The organism is Salinihabitans flavidus (genome assembly GCF_900110425.1).
GTDB lineage: Bacteria > Pseudomonadota > Alphaproteobacteria > Rhodobacterales > Rhodobacteraceae > Salinihabitans > Salinihabitans flavidus.
This window is the reverse complement of sequence record NZ_FODS01000006.1, coordinates 1-19,942: the sequence shown is the minus strand read 5'-3', so window position 1 is coordinate 19,942 and position 19,942 is coordinate 1. Positions and strand designations below refer to the sequence as shown.

Genomic DNA, 19,942 nt, shown 5'->3' with positions numbered 1-19,942 from the left:
CCATGCATGTCGTCTTTCGCGAAAGCCACGGCCTTGAAGAGACCGAAACCCCCACCGACCTGGGCCAGTCCCCGGCCGATCTGGTGGTGCTGTCCTTCTCCGACAGCGACCTTGGCGCCTTCGCGGCGGGCTGGCACCGGGCGGCGGGCGATCTGCCCTCGCTTCGGCTGGCCAATCTGGCGGCGCTGAAGCATCCGCTCTCGGTCGATACCTATATCGAGCAGACGCTTTGCGGCGCGAAGGCGATCCTGATCCGGCTGATCGGCGGCGTGTCCTACTGGGCCTATGGCATTCAGCAGGTGGAGGCGCTGGCGCGCGAGCGGGGCATCGCACTGGCGGTGCTGCCCGCCGATAGCCGCCCCGATCCGCGTCTCGATGCTGTCTCGACCCTGCCCGCCTCCACCCTGCACCGGCTGGGCCACCTGTGCGACACCGGCGGCACCATCGCGGCGCAGGCGGCGCTGGCGCAACTGGCGCTGGCGGCGGGGCTCTATGCCCGGCCCGTTCCCGGCTCCAAGGCGCTTCCGGCGCATGGCGCATGGACCCCGGAAACCGGCGTCTGCGATCCCGCGCAAATCCGCGATCCGTCGCGCCCGCTGATCGCCGTCAGCCTCTATCGCGCGTATATCAGCGCCGCCGACACCGACCCGATCGAGGCGCTGTTCACCGAATTCCGCGCCCGTGGCCATGACGTGATCGGGCTGTTTTCCCCCTCGCTGAAGCAACCCGACGCCGCCGAATGGATCGCCGGCACGCTGCGCGATCTGAAGCCGGCGGCCATCATCAACGCCACCGCCTTCTCCGGCAAGGGCGCGGATGGGGCCTCGCCGCTCGACGCCACCGGCGCGCCGGTCTTTCAGGTCGCGCTCGCCACCTCGCGCCGCAAGGCCTGGGCCGAGGCGGAACGCGGCCTCTCCCCCGCCGATCTGGCGATGCATGTCGTCCTGCCGGAAGTGGACGGGCGGCTTTTCGCGGGCGTCACCTCGTTCAAGGAACCGGGCAAGAAGGATGCCGCGCTGGAATATGCCCGCTTCGCCCACCGGGCCGAACCGGATCGCATCACCGCCATCGCCGACCGGGTGGAGGGCTGGCTGCGCCTCGCCGCCACGCCGCCCGCGCAAAAGCGCGCGGCGCTGATCCTGTCCACCTATCCCGGCAAGGGCTGGAACATGGCCCATGCGGTCGGCCTCGACGCGCTGGCCAGCGCCGAGGCGATCCTCGACGATCTGCGCGCGGCGGGCCACAGCGCCGAGCGCGGCACCCCGCTTGAGACGGCGCTGGCGGCGGAGCGTCTGACGTGGCCCCTCGACGCCTACAAATTCGCCCTCGCCACGCTGCCGCAATCGCTGCGGGACCAGTTGGCCGAAACATGGGGCGCGCCGGAGGATGACCCCGCCGCCCACGGCGGCGCCTTTCACTTTGCCGCCACCCGGCGCGGCGCGACGCTTGTCGCGCTGCAACCCGAACGCGGCACGCCCGCCACGCGCGAGGGCGATTATCACGACCTGTCGCGCACCCCGCGCCATGCCTATGTTGCCTTCTACCTGTGGCTGCGGCAGGCAGAGGCCATCCACGCGCTCATCCACATCGGGGCGCATGGCACGCTGGAATGGCTGCCGGGCAAATCCGTCGCGCTCTCGGCGGAATGCTGGCCCGAGGCGCTCATTGCCGGGCTGCCGGTGATCTACCCCTTCATCGTCAACGACCCCGGCGAGGCCGCGCAGGCGAAGCGCCGCATCGGCGCGCTGACGCTCGGCCATGTCCCGCCACCGCTCAAACCCTCGGCCACGCCCGAACGGTTCGCCCGGCTCGAAAGCCTGCTGGACGAGTTCTCCAATGCCGACGGGCTGGACCCCAAACGCCGCGACCGGCTGCAATCGGGCATCCGCGAAGAGGCGCAGACGCTTGGCCTCGGGGACGAGCTTGGCCTCGACGCCGCCACCTCTCTGGCAGAGGCGATCACCCGCATCGACACCTTCGTGTGCGACATCAAAGAAAGCCAGTTCGGCGACGGGCTGCATATCTATGGCCGCGCCCCCGCCGAACAGGGCAGTTTCGACGCCGGCCCCTCCGCCAGGGCCGAACGCGCGGCCCTTCTCGATGCGCTGGCGGGCAGGCGCATCCCCGCCGGTCCCTCCGGCTCTCCTTACCGGGGGCGGTCGGACGTGCTGCCGACCGGGCGCAACCTCTACACCACCGATCCGCGCTCCGTGCCCACGCGCGCCGCCTATGCGCAGGGCGTGAAACTGGCAGAGGAACTGGTGCGCCGCCACCTGCAAGAGGATGGCGATTACCCAAGGAATCTTGTTGTCGATCTCTGGGGATCGGCCACCATGCGCACGGCGGGCGAGGAGTTTGCCATGGCCCTGCACCTGCTCGGCGCCAAGCCCGTCTGGGACGAGGGCTCCGAACGGGTCAGCGGCGTGGAAATCCTGCCCATCGCCCTGCTGGAGCGTCCCCGCCTCGACGTGACGCTGCGCGTGTCGGGCCTGTTCCGCGACGTGTTTCCCAGCCTCTCGGCGCTGTTCTCGCAAGCGGTGCGCGCCTTGTCGGAACGCGATGAGTCCCCCGACTGGAACCCCTTTGCCGGCCATGCCAGCGCCCCGCGCGTCTATGGCCCCGCGCCCGGCAGCTATGGCCTCGGCATGGGGCACGACATCGAGACCTACACCGAGGAGGCCCGCGCCCATGCCGGTGAGGCGTGGCTTTCGGCCAGCGCGTGGGCACTCGACACCGACACGCCCATGCGCGACCGCGCAGGCATTGCCGAACGCGTGGCCCGCGCCGACGGCTTCGTGCATCTTCAGGATCTGGCCGAAACCGATCTGCTGCTGGCCGCCGACTATGCCGCGCATGAGGCCGGGTTCGCCGCCGCGCAACGGATCACCGGGGGTAAGGCCGCGCTCTATCATATCGACAACACCAACCCCGACACGCCCCGCGCCCGCACCCTGACCGAAGAGATCGCCCGCGTGGTTCACGCCCGCGCCACCAATCCCGGCTGGCTGCGCGGCATGATGCGCCACGGCTTTCGCGGCGGCGCGGAGATTGCCGCCACGCTCGACCACATGGCCGCCTTCGCACATCTCGCCGAGGCGGTGCCGCCGCATCTCTTCGACGCCTATCACGACGCCACGCTCGGCGATCCGCAGATCACCGCCTTTCTCGAAGAGAACAATCCCGAGGCGCTGGCCGCGATGCGGGGCAAGTTCGCCGCGCTCCATGCTGCCGGGCTGTGGCAAACGCGGCGCAACTCCATCCTCGCCGGGCTGGAGGCGGGCGCATGAACCGCCCCGCCGCGAAAGGCTGGTGTCCCGGCGCGCACCGCCCGATGATGTCGGGCGACGGGCTTGTGGTGCGGGTGCGCCCGCGCCTTGCCCGCCTGAGCGCGCGGCAGGCGCTTGGCCTCTGCGCCGCCGCCAGCCGCTTCGGCAGCGGCATCATCGACCTGACCAGCCGCGCCAACCTGCAAATCCGGGGCGTGGCAGAGGCCAATCACGAGCCGCTGTTGCAGGAGTTGAACGCCCTCGGCCTGCTTGACGCCGATCCGGCGCTGGAAGGGCGGCGCAATATCCTCGTCGCCCCGCTCTGGCGGGACGGTGACGACACCCACCGCATCGCAACGGCGCTTCTCGGTCGGCTGGCGGATCTGCCGGAGCTGCCCGCCAAGGTGGGGTTTGCCATCGACGCGGGCCCCGCCCCGGTGTTGCCCGGCGCCTCCGCCGATTTTCGCATCGAACGCGGGGCACAGGGCGGTCTCATCCTGCGCCCCGACGGCGCGCCGAACGGCAGGCCGGTGACACCGCAGACCGCGATTGACGAGCTGATCGCGCTGGCCCGGTGGTTCGCCCGGACCGGCGGCGACGCAAGCCGCCGCATGGCCGCCCATCTGGCCGCGACCCCCCTGCCCGATGGCTTCGACACGCCCCCCGCCACCGCTGCGGCGCCGCTCGCGCCCGGCCCGACCGCCGCGGGCCGTGTCTATGGCGCCGCCTTCGGGCAGATCGACGCCGGCGATCTGGCCACGCTCCTGCGCGCCACCGCCGCGCGCGCGCTGCGCGTCACGCCGTGGCGGCTGTTCGTGCTGGAAGGCGCGCAATCGGTGGATCTGCCCGGCTTCATCACCCGCCCCGGCGATCCGCTTCTGGACATCGACGCCTGCCCCGGCGCGCCGTTCTGCCCCTCCGCCAGCGTTGAGACTCGCGCACTTGCCCGCCGTCTGGCCGCGCATGGCCCGCTGCATGTCTCGGGCTGCGCCAAGGGCTGCGCCCGCCCCCGCACCGCGCCACTCACGCTTGTGGGGCGAGAGGGGCGTTTCGATCTTGTGAAAGACGGCGCGCCGTGGGACAGCCCGGCCCGGACGGGCCTCGATCCCGCCACCCTGCCCGACCGCCTCGGAGACCTGTGATGCCCTTTGAGTATGAAAAGAACGGCGCCGCCATCTATGAGGAAAGCTTCCGCACCATTCGCGCGGAGGCCGACCTTGCCCGCTTCGCTGCCGAGCAGGAACCCGTGGTGGTGCGTATGATCCATGCCGCCGGGCTGGTGGGGATCGAACGCGACGTGGCCTTCAGCCCCGGCATGGTCGCCGCCGCCCGCGCCGCGCTGGAGGCGGGCGCGCCGATCCTGTGCGACGCGCGCATGGTGTCCGAGGGGATCACCCGCCCCCGCCTGCCCGCCGGGAACGAGGTGATCTGCACCCTGCACGCGGACGGCATCCACGATCTCGCCGCGAAGATGGGCAACACCCGCTCCGCCGCCGCGCTGGAGCTATGGCGCGACCGGCTCGGCGGCGCTGTGGTCGCCATCGGCAATGCGCCCACGGCCCTCTTCCACCTGCTCAACATGCTCGAAGACCCCGACTGCCCTCGGCCCGCCGCGATCATCGGCTGCCCCGTGGGCTTTGTCGGCGCCGCCGAATCCAAGGATGCCCTGCATGCGGCCAGCCCGGTGCCCAACCTGATCGTGCGCGGCCGGCTTGGCGGCTCCGCCATCACCGTCGCCGCCGTCAACGCCATCGCGAGCCGCAAGGAATGAGCATGGGAACCATCTACGGGCTGGGCCTCGGCCCCGGCGATCCCGACCTGATGACCGTGAAGGCCGACCGCCTGCTGCGCAACGCCCGCCACGTCGCCTTTTTCCGCAAGGCCGGGCGCAAGGGGCAGGCACGGCAGATCGTGGATGGGCTGATCCCGCAAGGGGCGGTGGAGTTCGCGATGGAATACCCCGTCACGACCGAGATCCCGGTCAGCGATCCGCGCTACAACGAGATACTCTCGTCCTTCTACACGGAGGTCTGCGACCATCTGCGCGGGCTGGCGCAGGCCGGGGAGGATGTCGTCGTGCTCTGCGAGGGCGATCCGTTCTTCTACGGCTCCTTCATGCATCTCTACACGCGGCTGGCCGATGACGTGCAGGTGGAGGTCGTGCCCGCCATCACCGGCATGTCGGGCGCGTGGACGGCGACGGGCGCGCCCGTGACATGGGGCGACGACGTTCTGACCGTGCTCATGGGCACCCTGCCCGAGGACACGCTCACCCGCCATATCCGCGCAACTGACGCGCTGGTGGTGATGAAGATCGGTCGCAATATCGAAAAGGTGGAATCGGCGCTACGGGCTGCCGGCCGCTACGACGATGCATGGCTCGTGCAGTATGCCACCATGCCGAAACAGCAGGTCTGCCGCCTGTCGGAGCGGGACGGCGTGACCCCCTATTTCTCCATCATCATCGTGCACGGACAGGGGCGGCGGCCATGACCGGGGGCCTCGTGATCGCGGGCCTTGGTCCCGGAAATGACGCCCTGATCACGCCAGAGGTGCGGGCCGCGCTCGATCAGGCCACCGATATCGTCGGCTACATCCCCTATGTCGAACGCATCGCGCCGCGCCCCGACCTGACGCTGCACCCCTCCGACAACCGGGTGGAGATCGACCGCGCCCGCCACGCGCTCGAAATGGCCAGCGACGGGCGGCGCGTCGTGATCGTCTCCTCGGGCGATCCGGGTGTGTTCGCCATGGCCTCGGCGCTCTTCGAGGCGGTGGAGCATGGCGCGCCGCACTGGCGCGATCTCGACATCGCGGTTCTGCCGGGCATCACCGCCATGCTCGCCGCCTCTGCCGCCTGCGGCGCGCCGCTGGGCCATGACTTCTGCGCCATCAACCTGTCGGACAACCTCAAACCCTGGGCGCTGATCGAGAAACGCCTGCGCCTCGCGGTGGAGGCCGATTTCGCAATGGCCTTCTACAACCCGCGCTCGAAGTCCCGCCCCGAGGGGTTCGAAAAGGCGCTGCGCACGCTTCAGGACGCCTGCAATGACGCGCGCCCGATGATCTTTGCCCGCAACGTCACCCGCCCCGATCAGAGCCTGCGCATCCTCCCGCTGAGCGAGGCCGCGCCGGACATGGCCGACATGCGCACCGTTGTGCTTCTGGGCTCCTCGCAGACCCGGATCATCCCTCGCGGGGGGGCCGCCCCTTTCGTCTATACCCCCCGGTCGGTGGAGGGGTGATGCAAACCCGCCGCCCCGTCCTTCAGCCAGTCCAGCACCTCCTCGACGCGGGCAAGCTCGGGGCGCGGGGGCAATTCGGGCCGGTCGATCATGATCACCGGCACCTCCAGCGCGCGCGCCGCGTGCAGCTTGGCGACCGCGCCAGCGCCGCCCGCGTTCTTGCACACCATCATCTCCACGCCATGCGCGCGGAAAAGCGCGATGTCGCCGGCCACGTCGAACGGCCCGCGCGCCACCACCACCGTGTGATCCGGCAGGGCGGGGGGCACCTTTGGCGTATCGACCAGCCGCAGGATGTAGTGATGCTGCGGCTGCGCGGCGAACGCGTCCATATGCAGCCGCCCCAGTGCCAGCAGGACGCGCCGCGCGGGCCCGCTCAGCGCCTCCACCGCCCCGGCCACATCCCGCACCGGCCGCCAGTCGTCGCCCGGCCCCGGCCGCCACGGCGGACGGGTCAGCGCCACCAGCGGCACGCCCACCACCTTGCAAGCGTGATAGGCGTTCCAGCTCATCTGCGCGGCGAACGGATGGGTGGCGTCGATCACATGGCTCACCGCGTGATCGCGCAGATAGCGGGTCAGCCCGGGCACTCCGCCAAAACCGCCCACCCTCTGCGGGATGGGCTGGCGGCGGGGTTGCGCCACCCGCCCGGCATAAGAGAATATGGCGTGCACCCCCCGTTCCGCAAGCGCATCGGCCAGCGCGCTGGCCTCGCTCGTGCCGCCAAGAACAAGGAGATTGCGGGCCATGTCTGACACTCCGTGGCTGACCATCGTGGGACTGGGCGAAGATGGCCCGGATGGCCTGCCCCCCGCAAGCCGCAAGGCGCTGGAGCGGGCGGAAATCGTCATGGGCGCGGCGCGTCACCTGTCCCTGCTGCCCGAAGTGGCCGCCAAGGCCGTGGAATGGCCCGTGCCCTTTGCGGACGGGATACCGCTGCTGCTCTCGCACCGGGGGCGTCGGGTGGTGATGCTGTCCTCGGGCGATCCCTTCTGGCACGGCGCGGGCGGTGCGCTGGCGCGCCATCTGGACCCATCCGAATGGCGCTGCCTGCCCGCGCCCTCCGCCCTGTCGCTGGCGGCCGCCGCGCTTGGCTGGCCGCTGGAGCAGGTGGTTACGATGGCCCTGCACGCCGCGCCCTTTGCCCGGATGCGCCCGCATCTGCACCCCGGCACCCGCGCGCTTGTGACCCTGCGCGACGGGGACGCGGCGCGCGAGCTGGCCCACTGGCTCACCTCCGAAGGCTTCGGCGCCACGACCCTACACCTGTGCGAGGCATTGGGCGGCCCACGCGAGCGTCTCCGCCACACCGCCGCCGAAGACTTCGCCGTGTCCGACATCCACCACCCCGTCATCGCCGGGCTGGAGGTGGCGGGGGGCGGCACGCCCGTGCCGCTTGCCTCGGGCCGGCCCGATGCGCTGTTCGAACATGACGGGCAGATCACCAAGCGCCCGGTGCGCGCGCTGACGCTTTCGGCGCTGGCCCCCCTGCCGGGAGAGCATCTGTGGGATATCGGCGGCGGCTCCGGCTCCGTGGCGATCGAATGGCTCTGGTCGCATCCCACGACCGCCGCCACGGTGATCGAGAAAGACCCCGCCCGCGCGGAGCGCATCCGCACCAATGCCGCCCGGCTCGGCGCCGACCGGCTGCACCTCGTGACCGGCGCCGCGCCCGCCGCGCTCGCCGGGCTGGACCGCCCCGATGCGGTGTTCATCGGCGGCGGGCTGTCCAACGCGCTGCTGGAGGCGCTCTGGGCGCAGATCCCCGAAGGCACCCGCCTTGTCGCCAACGCCGTCACCCTCGAAGGCGAGGCGCTGCTGAGCCGCTGGCAGACCATCGCGGGGGGCGATCTGCTGCGCATCGCCCTGTCGCAGGCCAAACCGCTGGGCACCAAACGGGGATGGGGCGCGGCCTATCCCATCGTGCAATGGGACGTGACGCGATGATCGTTGCCGGTTTCGGATACCGCGCCGCCGCCACGGCCGAGTCGCTGCGCGACGCTCTCACGCGCGCCAGCGACGGCCGCCGCGTGGACCGGCTTGCCGCGCCGCGGGACAAGGCGGCGGCGCCCTGCCTGACCGCTCTGGCCTGTGAGTTGGGCCTGTCCGTCCTGCCAATCGACGCCGACACGCTCCTCCGGCCCGACACCCCCACCCAGGCGCCCCGCGTTCTGCAAGCGCGCGGCACCGGGTCCGTGGCCGAGGCCAGCGCGCTGGCCGGGGCCGGACCCGGCGCGCGCCTGCTGTGCCAGAGACAGATTTCCTGCGACCGGCTCGCCACCTGCGCGCTGGCCGAGGGGGAGACGCCATGACCGTGCATTTCATCGGCGCCGGTCCGGGTGCCGCCGACCTGATCACCCTGCGCGGGCGCGATCTGATCGCCGCCTGCCCGGTCTGCCTTTACGCCGGCTCTCTCGTACCCGAGGGGCTTCTGGCCCATTGCCCGCCCGGCGCGCGGATCGTGAACACCGCCCCGATGGATCTTGACGCGATCATCGCCGAAATCCGCACCGCCCACGCCGCCGGGCAGGACGTGGCACGGCTGCATTCGGGCGATCTGTCGGTCTGGTCCGCGATGGGAGAGCAGCTTCGCCGCCTGCGCGCGCTGTCGATTCCCGTCTCCGTCACACCCGGCGTGCCCAGCTTCGCCGCCGCCGCCGCCGCGCTCGAGGCCGAACTGACGCTGCCGGGGCTGGCGCAATCGGTGGTGCTCACCCGCACGCCGGGCCGCGCCTCCGCCATGCCCGAGGGCGAGACCCTGCGCAATTTCGCCGCCACCGGCGCCACGCTGGCGATCCACCTGTCGATCGTTAACCTCGACGCGGTGGAGGCCGATCTTGTCCCCGCCTACGGCCCGGAGTGCCCCGCCGCCGTCGTCTACCGCGCAAGCTGGCCCGACCAGAAGGTGATCCGCACCACGCTGGCGGGCCTGCGCGCCGCCGTCACCGAGGACATCACCCGCACCGCGCTGATCCTCGTCGGGCCCGCCCTCGCGGGCGAGGGCTTCGACGAAAGCCGCCTTTACGCCGCCGACTACGACCGCCGCTACCGCCCGCAATCGGCCGGCAGCCCCTGGACAGACTGGAGCCACGGCGATGACTGACCGCCCCGACACCGACCCCGCCGGCATTCCCGGCCTGCTCATCTCCGCCCCCTCCTCGGGCACGGGCAAGACCACCGTGATGCTCGGCCTGCTGCGCGCGCTGGCCGAGGACGGGCTGACCGTGCAACCCTTCAAATCTGGCCCCGACTACATCGACCCGGCCTTTCACCGCGCCGCCGCCGGGCGGGCGTCCTTCAACCTCGACACATGGGCCATGCCCGCGCCGCTTCTGGCCGGGATCGCGGGTCAGGCGCGGGGCGCCGACATCACCGTGGCCGAAGGGTCGATGGGCCTTTACGACGGCGTGGCCACCCGCGGCGAAGAGGGCTTCGGCTCTTCGGCGGAAACCGCGCTGCGTCTGGACTGGCCGGTGGTGCTCGTCCTCGATGTGGGCGGACAGGCGCAATCGGCCGCCGCCACCGCGCTCGGCTTCCGGCTCTACAATCCCGACCTGCCCTTCGCGGGCGTGATCCTCAACCGTTGCGCCAGCCCGCGCCACGAACGCCTTGCCCGCCTCGGCATGGACCGCGCCGGCATCGAAGTGCTGGGCGTGCTGCCCCGGCGCGGCGATCTGACCCTGCCCGAACGCCACCTCGGCCTGATCCAGGCGGTCGAGCATCCGGATCTGGAGGCCGCCATCGCGGGCTATGCCAGCTTCCTGCGGGCGCATGTCGATCTCGATCGCATCCGCGCCGCCGCCGCGCCCGCGACCGCCTTCGCGCCGGGCGCGCTGCCCAGCCCGCCGGCACAACGCATCGCGCTGGCGCAGGACGCGGCCTTTTCCTTCACCTACCCGCATATCCTGCACGGCTGGCGGCAGGCGGGGGCCGAAATCCTGCCGTTCTCGCCGCTCGCCGATGAGCCGCCCGCGCCGGACGCCGATCTCGTCTGGTTGCCCGGCGGCTATCCCGAACTGCACGCCGGGCGGCTGGCGGCGGCGCAAACCTACCTGACCGGCCTGCGCGAACACGCGCAAACGCGGCCCGTGCATGGCGAATGCGGCGGCTACATGGCGCTGGGGCGGGCGCTCATCGACAAGGACGGCACACGGCACGCGATGGCCGGCCTGCTTGGCCTCGTCACCTCCTACGAGACGCGCAAGTTCCACCTCGGCTACCGCCAGGCCACGCTGGGCGCGCCGATGCCCGGCTTTGCCAAAGGCGCGCGGCTGCGCGGGCACGAGTTTCACTATTCCACCATCCTCGATGAGCCGGACGCCCCGCTGGCGCAGGTCGCGGATGCCGACGGCAACCCGGTGCCCGAAACCGGCTCGGCGCGCGGCCATGTGACCGGCACCTTCTTTCACCTGATCTCGGAGGCCAGCGCATGACAGGTTTCGTGAGCTTCGTGGGCTCCGGTCCCGGCGACCCGGAGCTTCTGACCCTCAAGGCCGTGGACCGGCTGCAAAAGGCCGACGCGGTGCTTTTCGACGATCTGTCGGCGGGCGCCATCCTCGATCATGCCCCGCCCGGGGCCGATCTTGTCGGGGTGGGCAAACGCGCCGGGCGCCCCTCCCCGAAACAGGACCACGTCAGCCGCCTTCTGGTGGACTACGCCGCCACCGGCGCCCGCGTGGTGCGGCTCAAATCCGGCGATCCGGGGATCTTCGGCCGGCTGGAGGAAGAGATCGAGGCCCTGCGCGTCGCCGGAATCGGATTCGAGATCATCCCCGGCGTCACCTCCGCCTGCGCCGCCGCCGCCGCCGCGCAAATGCCGCTCACCCGCCGCCTGAAGGCGCGCAAGGTGCAGTTCGTCACAGGCCACGACATCGCCGGCGCCCTGCCCGGCGACCTCGACCTGCGCGCGCTCGCCGATCCCGGCGCCACCAGCGTGATCTTCATGCCCAAGCGCACCTTCCCGGCGCTGGCGGGCAAGCTCATGGACGCCGGGCTGCCGCCGGACACGCCCGCGCTTCTGGCCGAGAATGTCTCGCGCCCCGATCAGCGTCTCACGCGCAGCACCGTCGCCGCGCTGTCGGATATGCTGCGAGACGAGGTCACAGACGCGCCCGGCCTCATCCTCTTTGGCGAGCTGGCGCAGGACGGGTGATCCCGCCCGCGCCGCCCGCGCCCCGACGCCTTCCAACCGCTTGCAGGAGCGACCCGCCATGATCACCCTCAGCCTCGTCGGCATCGGCTCCGGCAATCCCGAACACCTCACGCTGGAGGCGGTGCGCAAGTTGCAGGGCGCCGATGTGATCCTGCTGCCGCGCAAGGGCGCGGAAAAGACGGCGCTGGCCGATCTGCGCCGCCACATCGCCACCGAGATGCTCTCGCCCGCGCCGCGCGTGGTGGAATTCGACTACCCCAAGCGCGACGCGGACACGCCGGAGTATACCGACGGGGTGACCGCATGGCACGATGCCATCGCCGCCATCTGGGCGGAGCTGATCGCGCGGCATGTCCGCGACGGGGGCCGCGTGGCGCTCATGGTCTGGGGCGATCCGGCGCTCTATGACAGCACGCTGCGCATCGCCGATCGGGTGATTGCGCGGGGTCTGGAGATGCGGATCGACGTGGTGCCCGGCATCACCTCCCTGTCGATGCTCACCTCCGCCCATGCGATCCCGCTCAACACGCTGGCCGGCGCGGTGCAGATCACCACCGGGCGCAACCTGCGCGCGGCGGGCTGGCCCGAGGGGGCTGAAACGCTGGCGGTGATGCTCGACGGGGAGTGTTCCTTTCAATGCCTGCCGCCCGAGGGGATTCACATCTGGTGGGGCGCCTATGTCGGCATGGCGCAGCAGATCACCCTCTCCGGCCCGCTCTCAAAGATGGCCCCTGAGATCGTCGACACCCGCGCCCGCGCCCGGGCCGAGAACGGCTGGATCATGGACATCTATATCCTGCGCAAAGGCGCGAACTGACGGCGCGGGGCCCCCCTCGGTCCATCCCGGACCCCGGAAATATTTCGCACAAAGATGAAGGGACAGGGCGCGCGCGCCATTTCGCGATTTGCAAAGCTTCCGCGATCACCTATATCGCGCCCATGTCCCAGAACCCCCCCGATCTTCGCCCCGACCTTGCCCGCGCCGCCATCCGCGGCGAGACCCGCCCCGGCCAGCCGACCATCGGCATGGTCAGCCTCGGCTGTCCCAAGGCGCTGGTGGACAGCGAGCGTATCCTGACGCGCCTGCGGGCCGAAGGTTATGGCATCTCGCCCGACTACACGGGCGCCGACGCGGTAATCGTGAACACCTGCGGCTTTCTCGACAGCGCCAAGGCCGAAAGCCTCGACGCGATTGGAGAGGCGCTGACCGAAAACGGCCGGGTGATCGTCACCGGCTGCCTCGGGGCGGAGCCCGAGTACATCACCGGCGCGCACCCCAAGGTGCTCGCCGTGACCGGCCCGCACCAGTATGAGCAGGTGCTCGACGCCGTGCACACTGCCGTGCCGCCCAGCCCCGACCCTTTCGTGGATCTCATGCCCGCCGCCGGCGTGCGGCTGACCCCGCGCCACTACAGTTATCTCAAGATTTCCGAGGGCTGCAATCACAAGTGCAAGTTCTGCATCATCCCCGACATGCGCGGACGGCTGCAATCGCGGCCCGTCCACGCGGTGCTGCGCGAGGCCGAGAAGCTGGTGGAGAGCGGCGTGCGCGAACTTCTCGTGATCTCGCAGGACACCTCCGCCTACGGGCTCGACCGGAGGTATTCCGCCCACCCCTGGCAGGGCCGCGATGTGCGCAGTCATCTCACCGATCTGGCGCGGGAACTGGGATCCCTCGGCGCCTGGGTACGGCTCCACTATGTCTACCCCTACCCGCATGTGCGCGAGTTGATCCCGCTCATGGCCGAGGGGCTGATCCTGCCCTATCTCGACATCCCGTTTCAGCACTCGCACCCCGACACGCTCAAGCGCATGGCGCGCCCCGCCGCCGGCGCCAGAACGCTCGAGGAGATCGCCGCCTGGCGCGCGATCTGCCCCGACATCACCCTGCGCTCCACCTTCATCGTCGGTTACCCCGGCGAGACCGAGGCGGAATTCGAACATCTTCTCGACTGGCTGGAGGAGGCGCAGCTCGACCGTGTGGGCTGCTTTCAGTATGAAAACGTGGCCGGTGCCCGCTCGAACGCGCTGCCCGATCACGTCGCGCCAGAGGTCAAGCAGGATCGCTGGGATCGTTTCATGGCCCGGGCGCAGGCGATTTCAGAGGCAAAGCTCGCCGCGAAGCTGGGTCGGCATCTCGACGTGATCGTGGATGACATCGACGCCGACGGCATCGCCACCTGCCGCACGAAAGGCGACGCGCCCGAGATCGACGGCAACCTCTTCATCGACGAGGACACAAAGGGCCTCACGGTCGGCGATATCGTCCGCGTCGAGGTGGACGAAGCGGGAGAGTATGACCTCTGGGGCCGGCGCCTCTGATCCCGCCCAATCCCGCTCTACGACGACATGGACACCGGGGGGCCGGGCCGATCCGCGCTCAGGCGTCTTTCAGCGCCGCCAGCCGCTCGCGGTTGAGGCAATAGCCCGGCGCCGCCTCGGCATGGTCATGGCTGGCCTGCCACGCGCGGCACGGCCCCTCGGCGGTGCACTGCGTGCAGATCAGCGCCGCCTCGCGGAACGCGCGCACCCGCTCGGGCGAATCGCCGACGATCCGGCTCCAGTCCACGCCGACACGGCGGGCCATTTCGCTCATAAGGTCGGTCCGGTCGTTGATCTTCTTGAAAAAAGACATGGATCAGTTCCTCTCCTCGCGGGTCGTGCCCGCCTGTTTTCCAATCTGGTCGAGAATATCCCGGTGCTGGCAGAACTCCGGCGCCGTCTCCGCGCGGCCGGTCTGCATGGCCAGCCACAACTCGCAATCGCTCACCCGCTGGCAGCAGCGGCAGCGCGCCACCATCGCCTCATACTCCTGCGGAGGCAGCCGCCCGTCGGCCATCGCCGCGCTGAGCGACAGCCCGACGACCCGCGCCACGCTGCGCGTCATCCAGAAATGCCGCACCGGATCGCCAAGCCGCAGAACCCGTGTCATCGCGCCGCGTCCCGAAGCGTGGTGAGAAGCCGGACGTTGCGACAGTAGTGGGGCGGCGCCTCCACGCGCGCCTGTTCATCGTCAAGCCAGTCCACGCAGGCGCCGGGGCATCCGCATTCGGTGCAGCGCAGCACCGCGTCGCCAAGCGCATCCATCCGCATCCGTCCCGACAGAAGCGCGCCTTCCAGATCGGCGCCCAACTTTGTCGCGGCGCGATCCAACAGATCCGCATGATGTTTGATGGTGGAACGGTCGGTCATGGCGGCCTCGCGGGTGAAAACCTGTGCGTCACGCTACCACGCGGCCCCGGCCCCGCCCTTGACCTGAATCAAAAGGGGCCGAAGGCGTCCAGATAGGCGGCGACGCAGTCCTGCACCCGGCGAAAGCGGTCGCCGCCCAAGTGTTTGCCGCCATACCAGCGCGTGACCACGATGACATGACCGCGCAGGCCTGCCCGCTCCAGCATGCGCAGAATCACCATGCCGGCGCCGGCCTCCCCGTCATCCCCCTTAAGCGGCGTGCCATCGGGCAGGAGCACCGCCCATGTGTTGTGCGTGGCGCGGGCAAACTTGCGCGCTTTCTTCACACGCCGAAGCACATCCTCCGCCGCCGCGCGGTCCTGCGCCCATGCCCCCGAAACCGCGTATTTCGACCCCCGGTCAGTGACGACATGGCCGATCTGATTGATCTTCATCCCGCACAGGCTCCCGCCGCCACACATACCTGAATCGCCAGAGCGGCCTTCGAACGGCGCGGCAGGCGCGACAAAGGACAGTTCGCTCGCATGGCTCCGGCTCCGCTTTGATCCGGGTGCGACCCTAGAGGATGTCCGGCAAGAGAGGACAGCGGTTTTCCGGCCCCGGCCGCAGGAATGACACCAATCGGGACGCCGTTTCATGCCGTCCCGCCCCTGTATCTTTTCGGGAAAAATACCTCGGGGTCCGGGGCAGAGCCCCGGGGCCTGCGCGGCCCGAGCGCAAAAATGACACTGCGCGCGCGGACCGCGCGCTCCGCCCGGAGACGGCCGCAGCCCCGGCGCGCAAAGCGGCTTGCAACTCGGCCCGCCTGCGTTACCCTGCGCTCATGTTCAGCATAGAGCACGAATTCGACGCCACCGTTGTCACACTCGTCGATGACGGGGAGGCCCCCTGAAAGAGGACGTGATCGTCAACCTCTTCGAGGATTGCATCACGGTGGAGCAGTACGATGCCCGCCTCGACAAGGTGCACACGCTCACCCTGTCGCTCAATCAGGCGCGCGACCTTGCCGCCGCGCTCAACCTGCCCGAGGGCGTCTATCAGATCAAAGACGATACGGGCTGACCCGCGGCGCGCCCTGACCAAGGGTTCCGGTGCGATTCTCTGCTCAGGCTCAACTCACGCGGAAGACCTTGTCGCGCGCGGCGGCGCCGCGCAGCAGCACAAGCCGCGTTTTCGGCACACCCAGCGCCTTGGCAAGGATCTTCTGCACCGCCGCATTGGCCTTGCCGCCCTCCGGCGCGGTGGTGACATAGACGCGGATCGCGCCGCCTTCCTCATCGGCCACCACGCGGTTGCGAGAGGCGCGCGGCGTCACCCGGACCGCGATCTCGCGGCCCGCTTCGGCCAGATGCGCCAGCTCTGCCGCCATGCTGCTGCCCCCTTGCGGTTTCCGCCTCCACCCGTGATAGTTGCCGCAAGACAGGCGCGCAGGCAAGGCTTCTGGCGATCTTGCGCAAGGGTTTGAAATACCTGAGGTTTCCTGCCGCCTGCGCCGATGACATGGACAGACCACAGGACACGTATGCCCCCATGCCCCAACCGAACAAGGCCGCTCTCGACTTTCTGCTCACCCGCCGCTCGCGGCCTGCCCGCACGCTGGGCCTGCCCGCGCCCGACCGCGCGGCGCTGGAGCCGATCCTGACCGCCGCCCTTCGCACCCCCGACCACGGCAAGCTGGAGCCGTGGCGCCTGATCGTGCTGGAACCCGCCGCCCTGCACCGTCTGGCGCGGCTTATCACAGAACGCGGGCTCGCATTGCGCTACGACGACATCCAGATCGAGAAAAGTCGCAGCGCCTTTGCGGAAAGCCCTCTCGCCGTGGCGGTGATCGAAAGCCCGGTGAAGGCCGACAAGGTGCCCGAGATCGAACAGACCTACTCCGCCGGCGCGGTCTGCCTCGCCTGCCTCAATGCCGCGCTGGCGACGGGCTGGGGGGCGAACTGGCTCACCGGCTGGCCCGCCCATGACCGCGACTTCGGGCGGCTGGGGCTGGGCCTGGACGATCACGAACGGGTCGCGGGGTTCATCCATATCGGCACCGAGACTTCTGTCCCGCCCGAACGCCCCCGCCCCGATCCGAAAACCCGGATCGAATGGGTCAGCACATGATCTTCATCGCCTTTTCGCGCGCGCTCGCACAGCTTGGCGATCCGCGATTCCGCAAGGTTCTCCTCGTCGGTGTCGGGCTGACGGTGGCGCTTCTGATCGCGGTCTCCACCGGGGTGATCTGGGGCCTGACCCTGCTTGTGGGCGAAGAGACGCATCTGCCCCTGATCGGCCCGGTGACATGGCTCGACGACCTGCTGGGCTGGTCGTCACTGCTGCTCATGCTCGTGCTGTCGATGTTCCTGATGGTGCCGGTCGCCTCGGCCATCAGCTCGATGTTTCTGGACGAGGTGGCGCAGGCGGTGGAGGATCGGCACTACCCCAGCCTGCCGCGCATCGCCTCCACGTCCATCCTCGACGATCTGGCCGACACGCTCGCCTTTCTGGGGGTGCTGATCGTGGCGAACCTTCTGGCCTTCGTGCTCTACGCTCTCTTCCCCCCCCTGACGATCTTCATCTTCTGGGGGCTGAACGGGTTTCTGCTCGGGCGGGAGTATTTCACGCTGGCGGCCATGCGGCGGCTCGGCCGCGAGGGGGCGAAGACCCTGCGGCGCAAGCATGCGCTGACGATCTGGGCCGCCGGAACGCTGATGGCCATGCCGCTCTCGGTGCCGCTGGTCAATCTCGTGATTCCGATTCTCGGCGCGGCCACCTTCACGCAGCTTTATCACCTGATCGAAAAGACCCCGCGCGGCTGACACGCTCGGCTGACACGCGCGGGGGGGTCAGGGCCGGGGCCTGCCTCCCACCCGCCAGCGGTCGGCATAATGCCGGACCGCGATGGAATTGTTGCGGTCCTCCGGCGCGCCAGAGCCGCGATTGAGGTTGGCCAGCGCCGTCTCCTTGAACGCGCCATAGCGTGCCTTGGGAAGAAAGCTCAGCCCGCCCGCCGGAATCACCAGTCGCGGTGCGCGGCACAGCGCGCTGGACCGCACGTCGTCGACCAGAAACCCCGCCCGCGGCGTGCGCGAAAAATCGGTCAGCGCCTCCAGATCGTAGAATCGCGGACGCACCAGATAGCCCATGACGCCCATGAAAACATCGGTCTCGCGCGGCCTGCGCAGGCGATGACCGCGCACCGGCGCCGGGGCACGCATGAAGAGGTTGGACCAGATCGTCGTGGGCCGGTCGATGAGGTCGGCAGGCACCTCCCACCCCGCGAAGGTCAACGCCGCATCCGGCCGCTCCGCCGCCCAGCGTTCGGCCCATTCCACGAAGCGCGCGGGATAGATCCGGTCGTCGTCGGCCACCAGCACCGGCGCATCGGGTTCCGCCTCCAGCAGCGCGGGGATCATCTTGGTGGCCGGCCCCCAGTCCCGGCAGCGCCGGATCCGCACGCCGGACAGCCCCAGCAAGACTTCCGGGATCTCATAGGGGCGCTTTTCTCGCTCGGAATACTCCGGCACGTTGAGCACCACGCGCTTGGGCGGGCGTGTCTGGTCCAGAAGGCCCTTGAGCGTCTGCTCGATCATGCCGATCCGGCTCGGGATGGTGGTCAGGCTGATCTCGATATCCGACCTGTCCGGCGCGGCGGCCCAGGCCGCGTCCACCTCAGCCAGCGATTTGCGCGACAGCCGCCATTCGCGCCACAGATCGCGGAGCAGCCGCTCCCCCTCGAACAGGTGATGCAGCCACATGACAAGCGCGATCAGCGCCAGAACGCCCGCGCCGATTGTCGCCCAGATCATACCCTGCCTTCCGTCATGTGCCGCCTCGGCATGATGCCCCGTGTCCCGCGCGGCGATGTAAGGGGGAATTCCCCCCGATGGCAAGCCGGCAGGGAAATTGCACTGGCCCCCCTGCGCGTGAATGATTAACTGGTGCCATGACCGCACCCGACCAGCCAACCTTCCTGAGCGCCGCCAACGCGCCCTACTGGCGCTGCCTGTGGCAGCTTTTGCGCGCGGCGCGGCGCAAGGGCTGGCACCGGATGGGCGATTGGATCGTCTATGACATGGGGCTGCAATCCGATCGGCGGGCGCTGCTGGAGCGGCATTTCCCCTGGGCCGAATTCCGGACGCTGGATTTCTCCGCCCTGCCCGCGCATTACCCCCCCGCGCGCGGCACCTATGCCTGGAAGCCGGAGATTATCAATCGCGTGGCTGGTGAACGCGCGGCCCCCCTGATCTGGCTGGACAGCGCGACGCTTCCGCGCGGCACTCCCGCCCCGATGTTGGGTCATCTGCGCGAGCATGGAATCTACCTGCTGCGCGGGCAGGCGCCGCTGCGCCGGCGCTGCGCGCCCGCCGTGCTGGACCGGCTCGGCGTGCCCTCTGCCGCGCGGGACATGCCCGAACGGGTTGCCACGATTGGCGGTTTCGATGCGAGACGGGCCGACATCCGCACGCTGCTACAGGATTGGGCAACGCTCGCCGCGGACCCGGACATGATCAGCCCAGCAGATCCGGGCATCCCGCGCCACATGCACGATCAGGCGCTTCTCGGGGCGCTCACGCTCACACGCGCGGCGGAGGGCACGCTGACCCTGCCGGAGGCGGATATCGACATCAGTTCCGGACGCCCGGTGACGTTCCTGTCCACACGCAACAAGGTGGGGCCGGGGGCGCCGCTCTGGATCGATCCGTTCGCGCGGGCCTGGTACTGGGGCGACAAGACCATCGACCAATGGCTCCACCGCCGCCGCGCGGGGTAGCTGTTTGATCCCATGGTTTGATGGTGCGATCCTTTCTCGGGAATGGAAGGAAGCATTATGGGACAAGTTCGTCACGGGAGCGCCACGACCACGCACGCTGTCAGAGCTGCAATACAGCGATCGCAAGCTTCGCTCGCGCAGCTGAGCAAGGAGCTGGGCATCAACCCCAAGACCGTTGCGAAGTGGCGCAAGCGTGCGACGGTGGAGGATCAGAAGACCGGCCCGAGAGCCACGCGTTCAACCGTTCTCAGCGAGGAAGAGGAGGCAATGATCGTCGCGTTCCGGCGGCACACATTGCTGCCGCTGGACGACTGTCTTTACGCTCTAC

General features: G+C 69.7%; 22 protein-coding genes and 2 pseudogenes. 17 read left to right on the top strand and 7 right to left on the bottom strand.

The annotated features are described in order from the left end of the window. The first annotated feature begins 2 nt into the window (after positions 1-2). From cobN to cobJ, 5 genes are read left to right on the top strand one after another with little or no spacing between them, the layout of a single operon-like run. Positions 3-3,287, top strand: coding sequence for a cobaltochelatase subunit CobN (cobN, locus tag BMW66_RS06845; protein WP_093116810.1), 3,285 nt, complete (start codon positions 3-5; stop codon positions 3,285-3,287). Further along, positions 3,284-4,408 carry a cobalamin biosynthesis protein CobG gene (locus BMW66_RS06840; protein ID WP_093116808.1) on the top strand — a complete coding sequence of 375 codons (1,125 nt, stop codon included), beginning with the start codon at positions 3,284-3,286 and terminating at the stop codon, positions 4,406-4,408. Before cobN ends, BMW66_RS06840 begins: the two co-directional genes overlap by 4 nt. After that, the gene (locus BMW66_RS06835) at positions 4,408-5,037 is read left to right on the top strand and encodes a precorrin-8X methylmutase (protein ID WP_093116806.1); all 630 of its coding nucleotides are present in this window, start codon (positions 4,408-4,410) and stop codon (positions 5,035-5,037) included. Before BMW66_RS06840 ends, BMW66_RS06835 begins: the two co-directional genes overlap by 1 nt. Further along, positions 5,034-5,759 carry a precorrin-2 C(20)-methyltransferase gene (locus BMW66_RS06830; RefSeq protein ID WP_093116804.1) on the top strand — a complete coding sequence of 242 codons (726 nt, stop codon included), beginning with the start codon at positions 5,034-5,036 and terminating at the stop codon, positions 5,757-5,759. The genes BMW66_RS06835 and BMW66_RS06830 overlap by 4 nt, the downstream gene beginning before the upstream one ends. Beyond that, complete coding sequence (cobJ, locus tag BMW66_RS06825) at positions 5,756-6,511, top strand: precorrin-3B C(17)-methyltransferase (RefSeq protein WP_093116802.1); 756 nt, start codon at positions 5,756-5,758, stop codon at positions 6,509-6,511. The genes BMW66_RS06830 and cobJ overlap by 4 nt, the downstream gene beginning before the upstream one ends. Here the strand turns inward: cobJ and BMW66_RS06820 are convergent. After that, positions 6,484-7,260, bottom strand: coding sequence for a cobalt-precorrin-6A reductase (locus BMW66_RS06820; RefSeq protein WP_175483185.1), 777 nt, complete (start codon positions 7,258-7,260; stop codon positions 6,484-6,486). The genes cobJ and BMW66_RS06820 overlap by 28 nt on opposite strands. Here BMW66_RS06820 and cbiE point away from each other — a divergent pair. From cbiE to rimO, 7 genes are all read left to right on the top strand, one after another. Beyond that, positions 7,259-8,458, top strand: coding sequence for a precorrin-6y C5,15-methyltransferase (decarboxylating) subunit CbiE (gene cbiE, locus BMW66_RS06815; protein ID WP_093116800.1), 1,200 nt, complete (start codon positions 7,259-7,261; stop codon positions 8,456-8,458). The genes BMW66_RS06820 and cbiE overlap by 2 nt on opposite strands. After that, entirely contained in the window at positions 8,440-8,823 is a 384-nt protein-coding gene (locus tag BMW66_RS06810; RefSeq protein ID WP_342741848.1) for a cobalamin biosynthesis protein, read from the top strand. The genes cbiE and BMW66_RS06810 overlap by 19 nt, the downstream gene beginning before the upstream one ends. Next, positions 8,820-9,614, top strand: a complete 795-nt coding sequence (gene cobM, locus BMW66_RS06805) for a precorrin-4 C(11)-methyltransferase (protein ID WP_093116798.1) — start codon at positions 8,820-8,822, stop codon at positions 9,612-9,614. The genes BMW66_RS06810 and cobM overlap by 4 nt, the downstream gene beginning before the upstream one ends. Further along, the gene (locus tag BMW66_RS06800) at positions 9,607-10,944 is read left to right on the top strand and encodes a cobyrinic acid a,c-diamide synthase CobB (protein ID WP_093116796.1); all 1,338 of its coding nucleotides are present in this window, start codon (positions 9,607-9,609) and stop codon (positions 10,942-10,944) included. Before cobM ends, BMW66_RS06800 begins: the two co-directional genes overlap by 8 nt. Then, a complete protein-coding gene (cobA, locus tag BMW66_RS06795; protein ID WP_093116794.1) occupies positions 10,941-11,663 on the top strand; it encodes a uroporphyrinogen-III C-methyltransferase in 723 nt (240 codons plus the stop codon). The genes BMW66_RS06800 and cobA overlap by 4 nt, the downstream gene beginning before the upstream one ends. 58 nt (positions 11,664-11,721) lie before the next feature. Further along, positions 11,722-12,480 carry a precorrin-6A synthase (deacetylating) gene (gene cobF / locus BMW66_RS06790; protein ID WP_093116792.1) on the top strand — a complete coding sequence of 253 codons (759 nt, stop codon included), beginning with the start codon at positions 11,722-11,724 and terminating at the stop codon, positions 12,478-12,480. A 122-nt stretch (positions 12,481-12,602) separates the two neighbouring features. After that, entirely contained in the window at positions 12,603-13,985 is a 1,383-nt protein-coding gene (gene rimO, locus BMW66_RS06785; protein WP_093116789.1) for a 30S ribosomal protein S12 methylthiotransferase RimO, read from the top strand. Between the two features lie 58 nt (positions 13,986-14,043). On the opposite strand, the gene BMW66_RS06780 is transcribed toward rimO, so the two are convergent. The 4 genes from BMW66_RS06780 to BMW66_RS06765 all read right to left on the bottom strand — a co-directional run bounded on the left by BMW66_RS06780 (position 14,044) and on the right by BMW66_RS06765 (position 15,289). Continuing rightward, positions 14,044-14,298, bottom strand: coding sequence for a DUF6455 family protein (locus tag BMW66_RS06780; RefSeq protein ID WP_093116787.1), 255 nt, complete (start codon positions 14,296-14,298; stop codon positions 14,044-14,046). 3 nt (positions 14,299-14,301) lie between these two features. Beyond that, positions 14,302-14,595 (bottom strand): DUF6455 family protein, encoded by a 294-nt coding sequence (locus BMW66_RS06775; RefSeq protein WP_093116785.1) that lies wholly within the window; start codon positions 14,593-14,595, stop codon positions 14,302-14,304. Beyond that, entirely contained in the window at positions 14,592-14,855 is a 264-nt protein-coding gene (locus tag BMW66_RS06770) for a DUF6455 family protein (protein ID WP_093116783.1), read from the bottom strand. Before BMW66_RS06770 ends, BMW66_RS06775 begins: the two co-directional genes overlap by 4 nt. 68 nt (positions 14,856-14,923) lie before the next feature. Then, positions 14,924-15,289, bottom strand: coding sequence for a YigZ family protein (locus tag BMW66_RS06765; protein WP_425441314.1), 366 nt, complete (start codon positions 15,287-15,289; stop codon positions 14,924-14,926). Positions 15,290-15,678: 389 nt separating this feature from the next. On the opposite strand from BMW66_RS06765, the pseudogene BMW66_RS06760 reads away from it, so the two are divergent. Next, a pseudogene (locus BMW66_RS06760) lies at positions 15,679-15,917 on the top strand (hypothetical protein). A 49-nt stretch (positions 15,918-15,966) separates the two neighbouring features. Here BMW66_RS06760 and BMW66_RS06755 read toward each other — a convergent pair. Continuing rightward, entirely contained in the window at positions 15,967-16,224 is a 258-nt protein-coding gene (locus BMW66_RS06755) for a DUF167 domain-containing protein (protein WP_093116781.1), read from the bottom strand. Between the two features lie 161 nt (positions 16,225-16,385). Between BMW66_RS06755 and BMW66_RS06750 the strand changes: the two genes are divergently transcribed. Both BMW66_RS06750 and BMW66_RS06745 read left to right on the top strand, forming a co-directional pair. Then, positions 16,386-16,964, top strand: coding sequence for a nitroreductase family protein (locus BMW66_RS06750; protein WP_093116779.1), 579 nt, complete (start codon positions 16,386-16,388; stop codon positions 16,962-16,964). Next, complete coding sequence (locus tag BMW66_RS06745) at positions 16,961-17,659, top strand: EI24 domain-containing protein (protein WP_093116777.1); 699 nt, start codon at positions 16,961-16,963, stop codon at positions 17,657-17,659. Before BMW66_RS06750 ends, BMW66_RS06745 begins: the two co-directional genes overlap by 4 nt. A 27-nt stretch (positions 17,660-17,686) precedes the next feature. On the opposite strand, the gene BMW66_RS06740 is transcribed toward BMW66_RS06745, so the two are convergent. Beyond that, positions 17,687-18,649 (bottom strand): hypothetical protein, encoded by a 963-nt coding sequence (locus tag BMW66_RS06740; RefSeq protein WP_093116775.1) that lies wholly within the window; start codon positions 18,647-18,649, stop codon positions 17,687-17,689. 137 nt (positions 18,650-18,786) lie between these two features. Between BMW66_RS06740 and BMW66_RS06735 the strand changes: the two genes are divergently transcribed. Together BMW66_RS06735 and BMW66_RS06730 are read left to right on the top strand one after the other, a co-directional pair. Further along, a complete protein-coding gene (locus BMW66_RS06735; protein ID WP_093116773.1) occupies positions 18,787-19,614 on the top strand; it encodes a hypothetical protein in 828 nt (275 codons plus the stop codon). Positions 19,615-19,671: 57 nt separating this feature from the next. After that, a pseudogene (locus BMW66_RS06730) lies at positions 19,672-19,942 on the top strand (IS481 family transposase); the annotation flags it as partial.